Raw genomic sequence first — 16920 nt, 5'->3', positions numbered from 1 at the left:
TCAGCCCGCAAAACTCAACCTGCAAGACGCGAGACGTTGCGAAACTCGCGCGGGCTGACGCCGGCATGATCGCGGAAGAAGCGTGTGAAATGCGCAGGCTCCGGAAAACCAAAACGCTCGCTGAGCTCGCCGAGCGGCGTGTCCTCGCGCATGACAGCGTCGAGCGCGCGTTCCATGCGGACGACGTTGAGATAGATTTTTGGCGAGACGCCGAGCGAGGTCTCGAACAGGCGGAAGAACTGCGCACGCGACAGGCCTGCGCCCTTCACGAATTGATCGACGTTGCCATAGGAATCCTGCCCGCGCATCGCGTCCATCGCGCGGCGGATGCGCCAGTCGCAGCTCACCGCGCTCATGCCGCGGATCGAGGTGGGAAAGCTGCGCCAGGGCGTAAAACGCTCAATCACCGCGATCATCAGATCGGACAGCGTCTGCTCGTGGGTCCGCACCGCATCCGGATTTGCCATCATCTCGGCCGCCAGATGCAACGTGAGCTGGCGGATGCGCGGCGACACTTCACCGGACGGACGCTCGAAAAAACCGGGCGCGCCACTCGCCGCCCACCCCGGGCGGAACTCTTTCAGCCATTCCGGCTCGATATAGAGCGCCATGATCAGCGTGCGCGGACGGTTGACGTCGTGCACGTAAGCGTGCGGCTTCCAGCCGTCGACCAGCACGGCGGCGGTGTCGGTCAGCGGCGTGACCTGGTCGCCGACCAGGAATTGCGTATCGGCGCCCTCGACCTTGAGCAGGACATGGCAATGATGATGGGCGTGGCGGACCAGCGAACGATCCATGTCGAGCAGAGCGACCCTGCCGAAAGCGCCATGAGCGATGCGCAGGGCCGTCGACATCAGTTTCTTCCTCCCAGCATTGCGCTGCAAAACGATTGGCTTGTTGGCGCGGCACTATAAGCAGCACCCGCTTCATATTCCAACCGCGCAAACCGACGCAAGTCGGTCATGTCTGAGCCTTCGCAAGCAACCGCGCGACCGCGGCGCTCGGATCGGCCTGCAAGGCCGTGGCGAGATCGACCTCCTCCTCGCCCTTGACGCGAATGCGCTTGAAGGCGAGCTCGGGCGCGCTGACAGGCGCCGTCGCATCGAGACCCATCTTGGCACTGATGCCGTCGTCGGTGGTTGGATCGAGCTTCGAGCCGAGCGCACCCGACACAACCATGAGATCGCGATCGGCCTGGAAGCGCGTCGCCACCGCCCATTCGATCTCTTCGGATGAGGAGATGTCGACGTCCTTGTCCACCACGACCACCTGCTTGATGTCGTAGTGCGCGCCGAAGGCGCACATCATGATGTTCTTGGGCTCGCCGTCATTGGCCTTGTCGATCTTGATCGCGAGATGGTAGCGGCAGGTGCCGCCGCGCGTGAGGCGAACGTCGATCACGCCAGGAAAGCTGCGGCGCAGATGCTGCAGCAGTGTCGCCTCGCGCGGCACGCCGCCGAGGATCAGATGCTCGAAGCCGCCGCCGACGATGGTGTGGAAGATCGGCGCCTTGCGATGCGTGATCGCATCGACCTCGATCACCTCGCGATTGGCGCGCGGGCCGTAATATTGAGGGAATTCGCCGAACGGGCCTTCGGGCTCGCGCACGCCCTGCAGGATCCGTCCCTCGATCACGATCTCAGCATGGGCGGGCACGCGGACCGAATTGGTGCGGCACTTCACGACATCGACGGGCGCGCCGAGCAGCGCACCGGCAATGGCCATCTCGTCCTCGTCGAGCGCGGCGATCGCCTGCGAGGCCAGCATCAAGGCCGGATGCGCGCCGATCACGATCGCAATCTCCAGGGCCTGCCCCAGCTCTTCGGCGAGGCGATAATAGGAAAATGTGTGCCGCGGCAGCAGCAACACGCCGATGCGGTTCCTGCCAGAGATCTGGCAGCGATGGATCGAGACGTTCTGAACGCCGGTCCTGGGATTGCGGGCGATCAGCAGCCCGGCCGTGATGTACGGGCCGCTGTCCCGCTCATTATGCTTTGGCACCGGGAGCTGGCGCAGCAGGTCGACGTCCTCATGCACAACCTCCTGCACCGGCCCGCTCGCGACCTCATGCGTCGGCAGCGGATGGCTCGCGGCGGCGAGAAACCGCGGCAGCAGCTGGTCCTCGGTGACGCCGATGGACTCGGCGACCCAGTCGCGGCCGGCAAAGAGGTTCGCGACGACCGGGATCTCGTGCCCGTCGGGGCGCGGAAACAGCACCGCGCTGTCGCGCTCCAGCCGCTTGGCGATGGCGGCGAGCTCATCAGCCAGGCCAATACCCTCGCGGGCAATCGCGAGCTTGCCGCGCTCGGCAAGATAAGCGAGCCAGGCGCGCAGATCGGCGGGCGGGCCCTTCCTCGCAACATTTTCCATTCGCATTCCGGTCTTTCCTTAACGTCTCAGGTCAGGGCGCGATCTTGCGCAGCGACGGCGAGCGGCGCTTGAGCGCCTCGTCCTCGCCCCAGCGGCGCACCACGCCGATATCGATGTCGTAGAGGTCGAGCACGCGGCCGACGGTATGCTCGACCATGTCGTCGAGGTTTTCGGGCTTGGCGTAGAAGGCCGGCACGGGCGGCGCGATGATCGCGCCGATCTCCGAGAGTGCAGTCATCGTCCGGAGGTGCCCGGTGTGCAGCGGCGTCTCGCGCACCATCAGCACCAGGCGCCGGCGCTCCTTGAGCACGACGTCGGCAGCCCGGGTCAGCAGTGTCGTGGTGACGCCCGAGGCGATCTCGGACATCGAGCGCATCGAGCACGGCGCAACGATCATGCCGGCGGTGCGGAACGAGCCGCTGGAGATCGCGGAGGCCATGTCGTCGATCGCATGGTTGACATTGGCGAGCGCCCTCACCTCCGCGATCTTCAAATCGGTCTCATAGGCAAAGGTCTGCTCGGCGGTCTTCGACATCACCAGATGTGTCTCGACGCCGGCATTGCGCAGCAGCTGCAGCAGGCGCACGCCATAGGTGACGCCGGAGGCGCCGGAAATGCCGATGACCATTCGCTTGGGGCTGGCGTTCTGCATGTCTCTGGTTTCGCTCCCGTGGATCACGCGCCCTCCGAGGTCCACGTTCATCCGCGGCAAGACTAGGCAATCGCATCCATCACCACAAATAATGATTGATTATATAATCGATCATCTGAGATGATGGCCAGAAGCAAGGTTGCGTACGGAGGACAGGCCCCGTGGAACTCAGGCAGATGCAATATTTCCTGTGCCTGGCCGAGGAAAAGAACGTCACCCGCGCCGCGCGCCAGCTCAACATCGTGCAGCCGGCGCTGAGCATGCAGATCGCCAAGCTCGAGGCCGAGCTCGGCCAGAAGCTGTTCGACCGCAGTGTGCAGGGCATGACGCTGACCAGCGCCGGCGAGGCGCTGGTACGGCTGACGGCGCCGATCGTGCGCGACGCGGAGTATGCGCGGCAGGAGATGGCGCAGCTCGGCGGGCGCATCTCGGGTCGCGTCTCGGTCGGCCTCATCACCTCGGTGGCGCAAAGCACGATGGCGAGGTCCTCGGCGACCGTCGCCAGCCGCTATCCCGAGATCACGCTGTCAGTCTGCGAGGGCTACACCGAGACGCTGGTCGACTGGGTCAACACCGGCCAGCTCGATTTCGCGTTGATCAACGTGCCGCGCCGCAAGACGCCCCTGGCCACGCACCACGTCATGGACGAGGAGATGGTGTTTGCCTGCCGCAAGGACGGCCCGATCAAGCCGCCTGCAAAACTGCGTTTCGACCACATCGCAAATGTCGACCTCGTGCTGCCGTCCAAGCGCCATGGCCTGCGCGTAATCCTCGACGAGCACGCCGCCGCAATCGGCATCGACCTGCGGCCGCGGCTGGAGCTCGACACCCTGCCGGCGCTCTGCGACGTCATCGCGACCACCGATTTCGCAACGGTGCTGCCGACCATCGCGCTCCGGCAATCTCTGGCGAACGGCACCATCCGGGCGCATCGCTTCGATGAGCAGCGGATCGTGCGTTCGATCGCCTGGGTGCATCACCCGCGGCGCGCGGTGTCGGTGGCGTCCAAGGCCGTGCTCGACGTCATCAGCCACGATCTTGCACAGGCAGCAACCGTGGCGCAGGAGTTCGTGGAGCCCGCCTCGCCTAGCGCGAATTCACCTTCCCGCAAGCGTCCAAAGCGGCGGAGGCGAGCCGATTAGAACCGATCGAGATTCAGGCCAGCAACGTTGAAAGTCGCAATGGATGGCCAGATATTGGTTCGGTCCAGTCCATCGCATCCGGATCGATCATTCGCCCACCATGCCCTTCTTCCGGCTCAACGACGGCGATCTTCGCCCCGATGACTCCATCGATTTCAACCCGGAGGACGTGCCGCGCGCCATCGCCGCCTTCGGCGGCCAGATGGTCACAAAGGGCACGGAGGTGGCCATGCACGCGCATCGCAAGGACGAACTCGTCCTGTCCTTGCGTGGCGTCGTCAGGCTTGAAGCCGGGCAAAGCGTCTGGATTGTGCCGCCGCGCTGCGCGGTCTGGATTCCCGGCAATGTCGCGCACAGCGTGACCGTCGCCGGAGAGGTCGAGGTCTACTGCCTGTTCGTCGAGCCAGATGCGGCACCGACGCTGCCCCGGCAATGCTGCACGCTGACGATCTCACCGCTGCTGGAGCGTCTGCTGGTGCATGCCACGCACATGCCGGCTTTGTACGATCTCGACGGCGCAGACGGCCGGATCGCTACGGTGCTGCTGGACCAACTCGCTGCCGCGCCGGTCGAAGAGCTGCGCTTCCCGATGCCTGAAGATGCCAGGCTGCGCCGGATCGCGAGCGCGATGATGGCCGACCCTTCCGACCGCGCGACGATCGACGATTGGGGCCGGCGCATCGCCGTCGCGCCGCGGACGCTTACCCGCATCCTGCAACGTGAGACCGGCATGAGCTTTGGCCGCTGGCGCCAGCAGCTCCACATCCTCATCGCGCTTCAGCGCCTCGACCAGGGCGCCTCGGTCCAGGCTGTGGCGCTCGACCTCGGTTACGAGGGTGCCAGCGCCTTCGTCACCATGTTCCGCAAGGCGCTGGGCAAACCGCCGGCACGATATCTGGCCGAGCGCCGCGCGCACTGACCGGAAATCGCAATCGATTGTCCCGTTCGCGGAATGCGGTCGCAGCTGCGATTTCGTATCCAGGCTCCGAAGCGCCGGTGGGCGCATTGCAAGGGAGCCGGATGCATGGATTCGATCAGCAGCGGACTCGTCGCGGACGTCCTTCATCGTCTTCACCGGGAAGCGGAGGTCGCCGACGCGCCGCTGATGCAGACCTTCGTGAATGACGGCACGAGTCGCGAAGAGATGATCAGCCAGGCCATCGCGGCCGAGAGCCGCGATCTCAATGAAGTCTACCAGCGGTTTGCGAACAATTTTCTGAGCGTCTCGCCGCGGTTCGGACGCTTCCTTTATATGTGCGCCCGCGCCTGCAAAGCGACGCGCATCGTCGAGTTCGGCTCCTCGATGGGAATTTCCGCGATCTACATGGCGGCAGCATTGCGCGACATGGGTGGCGGCCACCTGATCGGGACCGATCTCGAACCCGGCAAGATCACGCGGGCGCGGGAGAACGTCGCGGCCGCCGGGCTCGCCGACCTCGTCGAGTTCAGGCTCGGCGATGCCCGCGAGACACTCAGCTCCGGCATCGGTGAGATCGACATGGTGATGCTCGACGGCGCCTTCACCCTGTATCTTCCCATTCTCAGATTGCTGGAGCCGCAACTGAAGCCCGGCGCACTCATCGTCGGCGAGAACGCGTTCGAGGAAGCCTCCGGCTATATCGACTACGTGCGCGATCCCCGCAACGGTTACCTCTCGCTGTCGCTGCCGTTCGACCCCGGTCGCGGCAACGAACTCACGATCAGGACCTGATCATCCGGGAGCCAAGCCTTGAATAAGCAAGCACCGGATATCTCCGAACCATCGCAGGTCCCGCAAAGCCGCGTCACGCGGATGTTGCTGCGATGGCTGATGCGCCCTGCGCGCGTCGTGGCCGTCGAGACGCTGTCGCCGCACTTTCGGCTCATCGAGCTCGAAGGCGAGGCCCTCGAGAACGTCACCTGGACCGCCGGGCAAAAGATCCAGGTCGCGATCGGCGCCGGCTTGAGCGCACGCACCTATACGCCGATGTCGTGGGACGCCGCTCGCGGCAGGACACGGCTCCTCGTTTTCGCTCATGGTGACGGCCCCGGCAGCAGATGGGCAAGCAGCTTGTGCGAAGGCGATACTTGCCAGTTTTTCGGGCCGCGCCGCTCGCTCGATCTCGCCGGCCTTGAGGCGCCTGTTGTGCTGTTCGGCGACGAGACCTCGTTTGGCCTGGCTGCAGCTCTGCGCGACAATCTGCAGGCGGGCGGTGCGCTCCACATGTTCGAGGTGACTGATGTCGTGGAATCGCAGCAGGTGCTGGATGCCATAAGCCTCGGCCAGGCAAGATCGATCGCGCGCTGCGCCAGCGACGCCCATCTCGCGGCCGTCGAGGCGGAAATCCTGCGCCTTGCTGCAAACGGAGCGCGGTTCGTGCTAACCGGCAAGGCGTCCTCGATCCAGCGCATCAGTCGTGCGCTGAAAGCAGCGGGCGTTGCGTCGGCGCGGATCAAGGCCAAAGGCTACTGGGCACCGGGCAAGACCGGACTGGATTAAGCCTCGTCTTACTCGGACATGATGTCGCGCCCGCCGCAGAATGAGACGGGTTGGTAAGTTTTGAGACGAGCAGGCATGACGGCCGCGGCGGCCTGCTCGCTACGGTCCAGGCGCAGAAAACGCGACCTGGCTTCATCCCGACTCCTGTCCCGGACGATCCCGGCGCTCGCATAAAGAGACAGTCGGGAGATTCAGTCCGAGATGGCACGGTTCGGTCGCAGCAAGAACACGGGCAACACAGCGCAGCACACTGGGGGTTTTCATCCCGATCGGAGATCGCTGCTCGCACTCGGCGGTGGTGCCCTGCTCGCCGCCACAGGGCTGCGTCCCGCACGAGCACAAGACTATCCCGCCCGGCCGGCTCAGGTGCTCGTGCCCTTTGCCGGCGGCAGTGCCAGCGACGTGATCACGCGCATCCTGCTCAACCGCATGGCGACCTCGCTCGGCCAGGCTTTTGTGGTCGACAACCGTCCCGGCGCCGGCGGCAATATCGGCACCGCGGCCGCAGCGCATGCGGCCCCTGACGGCTACACCTTGCTGATGAGCACCTCCGGCCCGCTGGCCGCGAACAAATCGCTCTACAAGGAGCTCCCCTACGATCCGTTGAAGGATCTCGCCCCGATCGGCCTGTTCGCGACGCTGCCGAATGTCATCGTGATCAATTCGAAACTGCCGCCGAAGTCACTGGCCGAGCTGATCGATTACGCCAAGGGGCATCCGCGCGAGCTGAACTACGGGACTGTCGGCGTCGGCTCGTCGCAGCATTTGTCGGCGGCCTATTTCGAGCAGCTCACGGGCACCGAGCTCACGCACGTTCCCTACCGCAACATCGCCGCCTACACGCCGGACTTCATCGCAGGGCAAGTGCCGCTCGGCTTCCAGCTGCTGCCGAACGTCCTCGGCCTGATCAAGAGCGGCGATGCGCGCCCGCTCGCGGTGGCCAGCGACAAGCGCATGACGGCGCTGCCGGATGTGCCGACCGCGGCCGAGGCCGGCCTGAAGAACTACGAGAGCGCGGCCTGGCTTGCGCTGCTCGCGCCGGCCAATACCGACAAGGTCGTCGTCGACAAGCTCTACAAGGCGATGGTCCAAGCCGTGAACGATCCGAAGGTGCGCGCCCTTTTCGTCGAGCAGGGCGCCGAGCCGCTGGTGATGGACCCCAAAGGCCTGACGGATTACATGACCTCCGAGACCACGAAATGGGCCGGGATCATCAAGAAGATCGGCATCGAGCCGATGTGATCAGTCACATCGAGCCGATAAGCAATCACACCAGGCTCGACTTGCCGCGGCTCAGCACCTCGCCCGCGCCCTTGTCGCCGACGATCTTGCCGCGCTCGTACACCACGCGCCCCCGCGCGATGGTGGTCACGGGCCAGCCGGTGACGTCAAAGCCTTCCCACGGCGTGTAGTCCGCGCCGTGGTGCAGATCAGCCTGCTGGATCTTCTTCCTCAGCTTCGGATCCCACAGCACGACATCGGCATCGAAGCCGACGCCGATCGAGCCCTTGCGCGGATAGAGGCCGTAGATGCGGGCGTGGTTGGTCGCGGTCAGCTCGACGAATTTTTGCAAGGTGATGCGGCCCTTCGAAACACCTTCCGAGAACAGGATCGGCAGCCGGGTCTCGACGCCGGGAATGCCGTTCGGGACCCAGCGGAACGAGGTGCGGGCGTTCGGCGTCAGCTTGCCCTTGGGATCGTCGTAGCGGAACGGGCAGTGGTCGGACGAGAAGGTCTGGAACACGCCGGTCGTGATGCCTTCCCAGATCGCCTGCTGGCTCTCGGCATCGCGCGGCGGCGGCGAGCAGACATATTTCGCGCCCGTGATGTCCATGTTGAGGCCCTTCATGTCGTCGGCCGTCAGCGTGATGTATTGCGGACAGGTCTCCGCATGCACCGGCAGGCCGCGCTGCTGGGCCCAGCGCACCTGCTCCATCGCCTCGCGGCCGGAGACGTGCACGATCATGATGGGAACGCCGATCACCTCGGCATGGCTGATGGCGCGATGCGTCGCCTCGCGCTCGACCGCCTGCGGCCGCGAGGCGCCGTGATAATAGGGCGCGATATGGCCCTCGCGTTCCAGCTTGCTGGTGAGGAAGCGGATGGCGTCATAGCCCTCGCAATGGACCATGACCAGCGCTTCCTCGCGGCGCGCGACCTCGAAGACCTCGAGCAGCTGCTTGTCGCTGAGCACGAGGTCGTCATAGGTCATGAACACCTTGAACGAGGTGTAGCCGTCCTTGACGAGGGCCGGCAGCTCCTGCCCGAGCACGACCGCGGTCGGGTCGGAGATGATGAGGTGGAAGGCGGCGTCGATATAGCATTCGCCTTCGGCGAGCTTGCGGTAGTTCTCGACACAGGTGCGCAGCGAGGTGCCCTTCTCCTGCAGCGCGAAGGGCAGCACCATGGTGTTGCCGCCGGCAGCGGCTGCGCGCGTCGCCGAGGCGAAGTCATCGGCCATCACGACGTCGGGGCCGGAGGCTTGCGAGATGTGGACATGGCTGTCGATGCCGCCCGGCAGCGCCAGCAGCCCCGTCGCGTCGATCTCGCGCGCCGCGCCCTCGATGCTGTCGGCGATGCTGACGATGCGGCCGCTGCGAATGCCGATATCGGCGCGAAACTCATCGCTGGCCGTCACGATGGTGCCGCCGCGAATGGCGAGATCGAGCTGCGTCACTGATGTCTCCGTCACTTGATGACTGGCATTGTCTGAAAGATCCGCCCCCACTGCGCAAGGGCCGTGATGTCGCCGCCGGCAAGGCCAAGGCTCCGCCACAGCGTCACCGCGACCGAATCGAGCACGGCGATGTTCAGCTCCCGCTCCAGCGTCGCCGCGATCGCGGCGCCGTCGAGATTGGTGCAGAGGATGACGATCGCGTCGGCACCCTCCGCCGCCACATCGCGGATCATGTCCGCGATCGTCGCCGGCTCGACCTCGCCGAAGGAAAAATTGTCGCGCAGGCCGAGGTGCCGCTCGGCATGAGGTGCGATCCCCTCCTCGGCCCAGACATCGCCGATCCGCCGCTGCACATCGTCAGTATAGGGCGAAACCAGGCCGACGCGCCTTGCGCCGAGCGCGCGGGCGGCGTCGATACAGGCGAGCGTCGACGTCGTCGCCGGCACGCCGGTGCGCGCCGTGATCGCCTCGCACAGGCTCCGGTCGCGGCCGATGCCGAGCCAGCTCGCGGAGGTGCCGTTCCAGGCGATCGCGTCGACCTTGGCGTCCGCCAGCAAGTCCGCTGCCGGCAGCATCGCGGATGCGTCGAACTGGCTCAGCGCGGCGGCGTCGAGCGCGATCTCGGTGACGCGGAACCGCGCGAAATGTGCGGTGATGCCGGGGGCGCCCGCCAGCATGGCACTGGTGACGGGCTCGAGCACCGAGTTGGAGGACGGCGTGATCATGCCTAGACGCTTGCGCATGGCCTTAACCTTACGACGCCTGCGCAAGCCGCGTCGACTCCTCCCGGATCAAAGCCAGGATGTGGCGCTTGGCGTCGTTGAATTCGGGGCTGGTGATGTCGCGCGGGCGCGGCAGGTCGAAATTGACGGCCTCGCGGATCCGGCCCGGCCGCTTCGTCATCACCACGATCTTGTTGCCGAGCACCAGCGCCTCGTCGACGCTGTGGGTCACGAACACGATGGTGCAGCGGCGCTTCTGCCAGATCGCGACCAGTTCCTCCTGCATTTCGAGCTTGGTCTGGGCATCCAGCGCCGCGAACGGCTCGTCCATCAGGATCACGCTCGGGTTCATCAGCAGCGCGCGGGCGATGCCGACGCGCTGGTTCATGCCACCGGACATCTCCGACGGATGATGGTGCTCGAAGCCGCGCAGGCCGACGAGATCGATGAACTCCATGGCGCGGTCGTAGCGCTCGGCCCTGGCGACGCCCTTGAGCTTCAGGTGGAAGGCGATGTTGTCGATCGCCGTCAGCCACGGCATCAGCGTCGGCTGCTGGAACACCACGCCGCGGTCCGAGCCGGGCCGCTCCACCTGTTTGCCGTCCACCAGCGTGCGGCCGCTCGTGGCCTGCTCGAAGCCGGCGATGATGTTCAGGAGTGTCGACTTGCCGCAGCCGGACGGGCCGAGCAGGCAGACGAAATCATTGGCCTCGATGTCGAGATTGATGTTGTCCAGCGTTAGGAGGTCACGGCCGCGCCGCTTGTCGGAAAACACCTTGACGATGTTGCGAAGCTCGATTGCCGCCATCAGCCCGCCCTGCCCTGCACCGTGGTCGTCTGCTGCCAGCGTAGCGTGCGCGCCATGATCGCCTTGAGCCCGAGGTCGGAGAGATAGCCGAGCAGCCCGATCGAGATCATCGCCGCGAGCACGATGTCGTAGCGCAGGAAGTAATAGGAATCCCACAGGACATAGCCGAGGCCGCTCTTCACCGCGACCATCTCGGCCGTGACCGTCAGCATCCAGGCCGATCCGACCGCGATGCGAAGCCCTGCGAAGATCGAGGGCAGCGCCGCCGGCAGCACGATGTCGGTCAGCATCTGCCGGCCGTTCGCCCCCATCATCGCGCCGGCGCGGACGAGATTGTGGTCCACGGTCTTGACGCCGTGGATGCTGTTCATCAGCACGGGAAAGAAGGCGCCGAGGAAAACGAGGAAGATCGCCGGCTTGTCGGCGATGCCGAACCAGATGATGGCGAGCGGAATCCAGGACACCGGCGGGATCGGCCGCAGCATCTGCAGCGTCGGCTCCAGCGTCTTCTCGAACAGGCGCGACCAGCCGATCGCGACCCCGGCGAGGGTACCGAGGAGACTAGCCAGTGCAAAGCCGCCGAACACGCGAAGCGCGCTGGCGAACGCATCGCGCAGCCAGTGGCCGGAATAGGTCTGCGTGGTCTCGTCGAAGCCGAACACCCAGTCGCCGAGCGCGTGCAGCACCGCGCTCGGCGCCGGCAGCAGCGCGGGCGGCAGCATGCCGCTGCGGGCAAAGGCCTCCCAGCCCGCGATCAGCAGCGCAGGGACGACGAGGCGTTCGAGCCCCTGAAACGCCCGAGTCAGCCGAAACGCCGGCCTTGCGGGCGAGACGTCAGTAACCGAGGTCATTCCTAGCCTTTCCCGTGGCCTTCTCCAGGAACGAATAGTCCATGTTCTTCTCCGCGTCCGCGGAGACGTCCTTCGAGATGTATTTGAGGTCGCGCATCATCGCGGCGATCGCCAGCGTCTGCGAGCGATGGATCGCAGGATCGGGCGAGGCATTCTTCAGCGCCTCGGTCGCCACATTCTTGTCGAGGCCGGTGAGCTTGTTGATGACCTCGATCCACGGCGCCTTGTCGGCGATCAGCTTGTTGTCGAGCTCGACCACGGCGCTGACGACGCCCTGGACTCCGGCGCGCTGGCTCGCGATCACGTCGGAACGGGTGACGATCAGATTCGTGAGATTGCCCGCGGCCTGCTCATACGGCAGCACGAAATGCTTGCCGGCGCCGGCGAGCCGGATCTGCGAGGCAAACGGCTCGACCGAGCAGATCATGTCGACCTCGCCGCGCTGGAGCGCCGCGAGATGGTCGGACGGATTGGGAATGTTGATGAACTGGATGTCCTTGTTGGGATCGACGCCCTGCTTGAGGAATGCGCCGCGCATGTGGATGTCCTGCGCATTGCCGCGGGACGCCGCGACCTTGAGCGGCTGACCGTCGCTCTTCGCCTTCAGAGCGGTCGCCTTGAACGTGGCCCAGTCCTCAGGCGGAAGGCTCAGCTTGGCGGAGGAGAGACATTCCGAGCCGCCGTTGATCTGGCCCGAGACGGCGACGACGTCGAAACCTTTGTCCAGCGCGGTGATGTAGTGGAGATAAGTCACCTGCGCGACGTCGATGCTCTTCGACACCAGCGCGGTGAGCACGTCGTTGCCCGAGTTGAAGCCGGTGGCCTCAACCTCGACACCCTTGGTCATGCCCGGGATCAGCGACATCGGCAGGCAGTGCGCGCATTTGGCGTAGCCGAGCTTGATCTTCGCGGTTTGCGCCGAGGCGATCTCGCTTCCGCCAAGCACCGCCGCCATCACCACGAGGCCCAGTCGCAAACCCGTCCGCATCGCTTACTCCGTTTCGAAGGGCGCGAGATCTCGCGCGTCGCGCGGGATCATCCGTCGGCCTTCGCCGCAGCGCAATCCGGTTTTTGCATGCTGCATACAATTTGCGCGGTATGCCATTGTTTTCAGCGAGATGCGTCGGTATTTTGGGCAAGCCAAAGGGCCCGAAATGGCTAAGATCATTGTGAGAAACGAGGCACGCGTGCAGCCAAAACCGGAAGCGCCGAAGGGACGAAAGTCGCCCAAACTCAAGCGGATGGGCCTGCATGAGCGTGCGGCGGCGCGGATGCGGACGATGATCATTCGCGGCGAGCTGCCGCCGGGCTCGCAAACCCAGGAGACCAAGCTGTCGAAGGAGCTCGGCGTGTCGCGCACCCCCTTGCGCGAGGCGATGAAGGTGTTGGCCGCAGAAGGGTTGATCGAGCTTCGCCCCAACCGCAGCCCCCGCATCGCCGATATCGCTGTGGACGACATCTCGGAATTGTTCGAGGCCCTCGCCGGCATCGAGCGGCTGGCCGCCGAGCTTGCCGCAGAGCGCGCCACCGAGCGCGACCTCGCACGTCTCCGCACGCTGCAGACGCGGATGGAAGGTCATCACCGCAACGGCAAGCTCGACGACTATTTCGCCATCAACGGCGAGATCCACAACACCATCGTCCGTATGGCCCGCAACACACCGCTGCGCGAGGCCCACGAGACGCTGATCTCCCGCGCCGAACGCGCCCGTTATCTCGCGCTCGGCGCTAACAGGCGCTGGAGCAATTCGGTCGACGAGCATGCCGATATCCTGGCCGCCCTCGAAGCGCGCGACAGCGAAGCGGCCGGCCGCCTGCTCGGCGCCCATGTCGCGCGCACCGGCACGGCACTGCTCGAAGTCCTCGCCTCTCAAGCCAAGCAGACGGCGGCGTAATCATGAAGCTGCTGCTGCTCAACCCCAACACCAGCACCGCAGTCACCGACCTGATGATGGGTGTCGGGCAGCGCGCGGCCTCATCAGGCACCGAGCTGATCCCCTGCACCGCGACCCGCGGCGTACCCTATATCGCGACGCGCACCGAGGCGCAGATCGGCGGCGCCATCGCGCTGGAGATGCTGGCCGAGCAGCATCGGAAGGTCGATGCCGCGATCATCGCGGCCTTCGGCGATCCCGGCCTGTTCGCCGCGCGCGAAACGTTCGACATTCCCGTGATCGGCATGGCGGAAGCGGCGATGCTGACCGCCTGCATGGCCGGACGCCGCTTTGCCATCGTCACCTTCGCCCAGGCGCTGGGGCCCTGGTACGAGGAGTGCGTCCGCGCCCACGGGCTGTGGGAGCGCTGCGCCGGCATTCGCATGCTCGATACGCCCTTTCAGGCGATCTCCGAGGTCGGCACCGAGAAGGAGGACGTGCTGGTCGAGCTCGCCCGGCGCGCCATCGTCGAAGACGAGGCCGATGTGCTGATTTTTGCCGGCGCCCCGCTCTCGGGCCTTGCCGAGCGCGTCGCGGACCGAATCCCCGTCCCCGTGGTCGATCAGGTCATAGCCGCGGTGAAGCAGGCCGAAGCGCTTCACGCGCTGCGCCTGCGCAAGGCGACGGCGGGCACGTTCCGCCGCCCTGCCGCCAAGCCGACCACCGGCCTTGCCGAGGCGCTTGCCGCCCGGCTCGAGCATCGCGACAGCTGATCAGAGCGGCGGCCGGCGATGCGAAAAACCCAATTCGTTTTCGAGGATACGGCCGAAGGCAAACAAGCGGGATTCGCATCCCGGCGGCGCGATGATCTGGATACCGAATGGCAGCTCGCTCGCTTCTCGTCGCACCGGTATGGTCAGGACTGGAAAGCCGACCAGCGACACGATGAAAGTGACGGCGAGATAGTCGATCGGCGTTTCGAGCTCCGTGCCGTCGATCGCCATGACATCGCTGATCTCGTTCGGCCAGGGAAAGACCGACGCCGCCGGCGCGACCAGGAAATCGGCGCGGGTGAACAGATCACAAAAGCTGCGATAGATCACGGTGCGGCGCCGCTCGGCGTTGAGATAATCCTCCGCGGACAGGTTTGCGCCGGCCTCGATATTCCAGATCACCGTCGGCGTGAGCTCGGCGCGGCGCGTCCTCAGCAGCTCGCCGTAGCTGTTCGCGATGTGCGCGGCGCGCAAGGTGCGGAAGGTTTCGATCGCCCCGCCACAATCGGGCGAGGACGGCACGATATCGCCAACGCGCGCGAGCGCGTCGCAAGCCGTACCGAAGCGCGCACGAACCTCGCGCGCAACCGGCGCGACGCCGAAATCGGAGGTGACGGCAATCCGGGGACGGTCGGCGAGTGGTCGATTATCACCTACGCGGCTGGGCGAGAGTGGATCATTCGCATCGCGTCCGGCGCAGACCGACAAGGCGAGTTCGAGGTCCCCGACACCGCGGGCGAGAAAGCCGTGCGTGGCCAGCATGTCCCAGCCGAGCGGACGGCGCGGCGACGGGATGCGCCCGGGCGTCGGCCGGATCGATGCAACGTCGCAGAAGCTGGCCGGTGTGCGCACGGAGCCGCCGAAATCGGTGCCGTGCGCCAGCGGCACCATGCCGGCCGCGACCGCGACGGCAGAGCCGCCGGACGATCCGCCGGAGGTCAGCGCGGGATCGAACGGATTGCGCGTCGGCCCACACAGTTTGTTGGTACAGACCGCACCGAAGCCGAACTCAGGCGTGTTGGTCTTTCCCAAAACGATCGCGCCGGCGCGCCGCAGCCGCGCGACCACGAAATCGTCCTCGGCCGGCACGTGATTGCGGAACAAAACCGATCCGTAGGTCGTGGTGAGCCCGCCGGTATCCGCAAGGTCCTTGATCGCGACAGGCACGCCATGCAACGGGCCGGTCGGCGCCGGTGCGGCATCGCAGATTTGCGCAGCGCGACGAGCGCCCTCGGCGTCGACCGTCACGAACGCCGCCAATTGGGCGTCACTGTGCGCAATCCGCGCGAGATGGGCATCGACGACCTCTCGCGAGGACAGCTCACGTTGCGCGATGGCGCGCGCAATGGTTGTGGCGGTGAGGTCGCAAATCGATGTCATCGCGCCACCATGCCAAAACGTGCACCGAAAAGCGACCGGCTCGGGCACGAGACTTGCTTTCTCCTTTGGGGCAACGGGAGGCAATATCATGGCTGAAACGCAAGGCGGCCGATCGCTCGTCGTCGATGCGGTCACCCACCGCTATCCGAGCGGCGCACTCGCGGTCGAGAATATCAATCTCGACATCAAGGGCGGCGAGATCATCGCCCTGCTGGGCCCATCCGGCTGCGGCAAGACAACGCTCTTGCGCATCATCGCCGGCTTCATCGCGCAGACGCAAGGGCGGATCATCATCGGCGACGACATCGTCGATGCGCTGCCGCCGAACAAGCGTGCCGTCGGCATCGTGTTCCAGAACTACGCGCTGTTTCCGCATCTGTCGATCAGCGAGAACGTCGCCTATGGCCTTGCCGCCCGCGGCATCGACAAGGCCGCGCGCCAACGCGAGGCGCAGCGCCTGCTGGAGCTGGTGCAGCTGCCTGCTATGGCCGAGCGGCTGCCGCGGCAGCTCTCCGGCGGTCAGCAGCAGCGCGTGGCGCTCGCCCGCGCGCTGGCGATCAAGCCGTCGATCCTGCTGCTCGACGAGCCCTTTGCCGCGCTCGACAAGAATTTGCGGCTGGACATGCAGATCGAGGTCAAGCGGCTGCAGCGCGTCTCCGGCATCACCACGCTGATCGTGACGCACGACCAGGAGGAAGCGCTGTCGATGGCCGACCGCGTCGCCGTGCTGAGCCATGGCAAGCTCGAGCAGTTCGGCTCGCCGTCCGACGTCTACGACCGCCCGCAGACGCTGTTCGTCAACACCTTCGTCGGCTCCACCAACCGCATGCCCGGTGTCGTGGTCTCGGCGGATCGCACGGCGGCGAAGGTGCGGCTCGATGCCGGCGCCGAGATCATCGCACGGCCCGCGGGCGGTACGCTCAGCGAAGGCGGCCGCGTCACCGTCTGCATCCGCCCCGAGCATCTGCAATTCGTCGGCGACGAGACCGGCTTTGCCGGCGTGGTCGGCATGTCGCTGCCGCTCGGCGCCACCGTCGTGCACGAGGTCACCACAGCCGATGGCTCCGGCGTCAAGGTCTCGCAGGCGCGCATCGGCGAGACCCGCGCGCTGGAGAACGGCGCAGCGGTGCGGCTCGCGCCGCTCGCCCCGTCGCTCGCCAACGCCTTTCCCGCAACGCTTTAGATCCAGTCC

General features: G+C 65.8%; 17 protein-coding genes. 8 read left to right on the top strand and 9 right to left on the bottom strand.

Features of this window, described 5'->3' with window-relative positions; all coding sequences use genetic code 11:
* Positions 1-14: 14 nt before the first annotated feature.
* The 3 genes from ACVJ19_RS23730 to ACVJ19_RS23720 all read right to left on the bottom strand — a co-directional run bounded on the left by ACVJ19_RS23730 (position 15) and on the right by ACVJ19_RS23720 (position 3022).
* Positions 15-854: a helix-turn-helix transcriptional regulator gene (locus ACVJ19_RS23730; RefSeq protein WP_453951471.1), complete on the bottom strand. Its 840-nt coding sequence runs from the start codon at positions 852-854 to the stop codon at positions 15-17.
* A 106-nt stretch (positions 855-960) separates the two neighbouring features.
* A complete protein-coding gene (locus tag ACVJ19_RS23725; protein WP_453951470.1) occupies positions 961-2376 on the bottom strand; it encodes a UbiD family decarboxylase in 1416 nt (471 codons plus the stop codon).
* A gap of 25 nt (positions 2377-2401) precedes the next feature.
* The gene (locus ACVJ19_RS23720; RefSeq protein ID WP_453951469.1) at positions 2402-3022 is read right to left on the bottom strand and encodes a UbiX family flavin prenyltransferase; all 621 of its coding nucleotides are present in this window, start codon (positions 3020-3022) and stop codon (positions 2402-2404) included.
* Between the two features lie 176 nt (positions 3023-3198).
* On the opposite strand from ACVJ19_RS23720, the gene ACVJ19_RS23715 reads away from it, so the two are divergent.
* From ACVJ19_RS23715 to ACVJ19_RS23695, 5 genes are all read left to right on the top strand, one after another.
* Positions 3199-4164, top strand: a complete 966-nt coding sequence (locus tag ACVJ19_RS23715) for a LysR family transcriptional regulator (protein WP_453955193.1) — start codon at positions 3199-3201, stop codon at positions 4162-4164.
* A gap of 169 nt (positions 4165-4333) precedes the next feature.
* On the top strand, positions 4334-5083 hold the full coding sequence (locus tag ACVJ19_RS23710; RefSeq protein ID WP_453951468.1) for an AraC family transcriptional regulator: 750 nt from the start codon (positions 4334-4336) through the stop codon (positions 5081-5083).
* Between the two features lie 105 nt (positions 5084-5188).
* Entirely contained in the window at positions 5189-5875 is a 687-nt protein-coding gene (locus tag ACVJ19_RS23705; protein WP_453951467.1) for an O-methyltransferase, read from the top strand.
* An 18-nt stretch (positions 5876-5893) separates the two neighbouring features.
* On the top strand, positions 5894-6643 hold the full coding sequence (locus ACVJ19_RS23700; protein ID WP_453951466.1) for a siderophore-interacting protein: 750 nt from the start codon (positions 5894-5896) through the stop codon (positions 6641-6643).
* Positions 6644-6844: 201 nt separating this feature from the next.
* Positions 6845-7885 carry a Bug family tripartite tricarboxylate transporter substrate binding protein gene (locus ACVJ19_RS23695; protein WP_453951464.1) on the top strand — a complete coding sequence of 347 codons (1041 nt, stop codon included), beginning with the start codon at positions 6845-6847 and terminating at the stop codon, positions 7883-7885.
* 25 nt (positions 7886-7910) lie between these two features.
* Here the strand turns inward: ACVJ19_RS23695 and hydA are convergent, their stop codons facing one another.
* From hydA to ACVJ19_RS23670, 5 genes are read right to left on the bottom strand one after another with little or no spacing between them, the layout of a single operon-like run.
* Positions 7911-9320 (bottom strand): dihydropyrimidinase, encoded by a 1410-nt coding sequence (gene hydA, locus ACVJ19_RS23690; protein WP_453951463.1) that lies wholly within the window; start codon positions 9318-9320, stop codon positions 7911-7913.
* An 11-nt stretch (positions 9321-9331) separates the two neighbouring features.
* The gene (locus tag ACVJ19_RS23685) at positions 9332-10063 is read right to left on the bottom strand and encodes a maleate cis-trans isomerase family protein (protein WP_453951462.1); all 732 of its coding nucleotides are present in this window, start codon (positions 10061-10063) and stop codon (positions 9332-9334) included.
* 10 nt (positions 10064-10073) lie between these two features.
* Positions 10074-10850, bottom strand: a complete 777-nt coding sequence (locus ACVJ19_RS23680) for an ABC transporter ATP-binding protein (RefSeq protein ID WP_453951461.1) — start codon at positions 10848-10850, stop codon at positions 10074-10076.
* On the bottom strand, positions 10850-11701 hold the full coding sequence (locus tag ACVJ19_RS23675) for an ABC transporter permease (protein WP_453951460.1): 852 nt from the start codon (positions 11699-11701) through the stop codon (positions 10850-10852). Before ACVJ19_RS23675 ends, ACVJ19_RS23680 begins: the two co-directional genes overlap by 1 nt.
* Positions 11685-12689: an ABC transporter substrate-binding protein gene (locus ACVJ19_RS23670; protein WP_453951459.1), complete on the bottom strand. Its 1005-nt coding sequence runs from the start codon at positions 12687-12689 to the stop codon at positions 11685-11687. Before ACVJ19_RS23670 ends, ACVJ19_RS23675 begins: the two co-directional genes overlap by 17 nt.
* 166 nt (positions 12690-12855) lie before the next feature.
* Here ACVJ19_RS23670 and ACVJ19_RS23665 point away from each other — a divergent pair, with 166 nt between their 5' ends.
* A complete protein-coding gene (locus ACVJ19_RS23665) occupies positions 12856-13596 on the top strand; it encodes a GntR family transcriptional regulator (RefSeq protein ID WP_453951458.1) in 741 nt (246 codons plus the stop codon).
* Positions 13597-13598: 2 nt separating this feature from the next.
* The gene (locus ACVJ19_RS23660; RefSeq protein WP_453951457.1) at positions 13599-14348 is read left to right on the top strand and encodes an aspartate/glutamate racemase family protein; all 750 of its coding nucleotides are present in this window, start codon (positions 13599-13601) and stop codon (positions 14346-14348) included.
* Here ACVJ19_RS23660 and ACVJ19_RS23655 read toward each other — a convergent pair whose 3' ends face one another.
* Positions 14349-15728, bottom strand: coding sequence for an amidase (locus ACVJ19_RS23655; protein WP_453951456.1), 1380 nt, complete (start codon positions 15726-15728; stop codon positions 14349-14351).
* 88 nt (positions 15729-15816) lie between these two features.
* Here ACVJ19_RS23655 and ACVJ19_RS23650 point away from each other — a divergent pair, with 88 nt between their 5' ends.
* Positions 15817-16911: an ABC transporter ATP-binding protein gene (locus ACVJ19_RS23650; RefSeq protein ID WP_453951455.1), complete on the top strand. Its 1095-nt coding sequence runs from the start codon at positions 15817-15819 to the stop codon at positions 16909-16911.
* Positions 16912-16920: the final 9 nt, after the last annotated feature.

The organism is Bradyrhizobium sp. USDA 376, from assembly GCF_054063675.1.
Note: the sequence above shows the minus strand (reverse complement) of the source record. Positions and strands in the feature narration are given on the sequence as shown.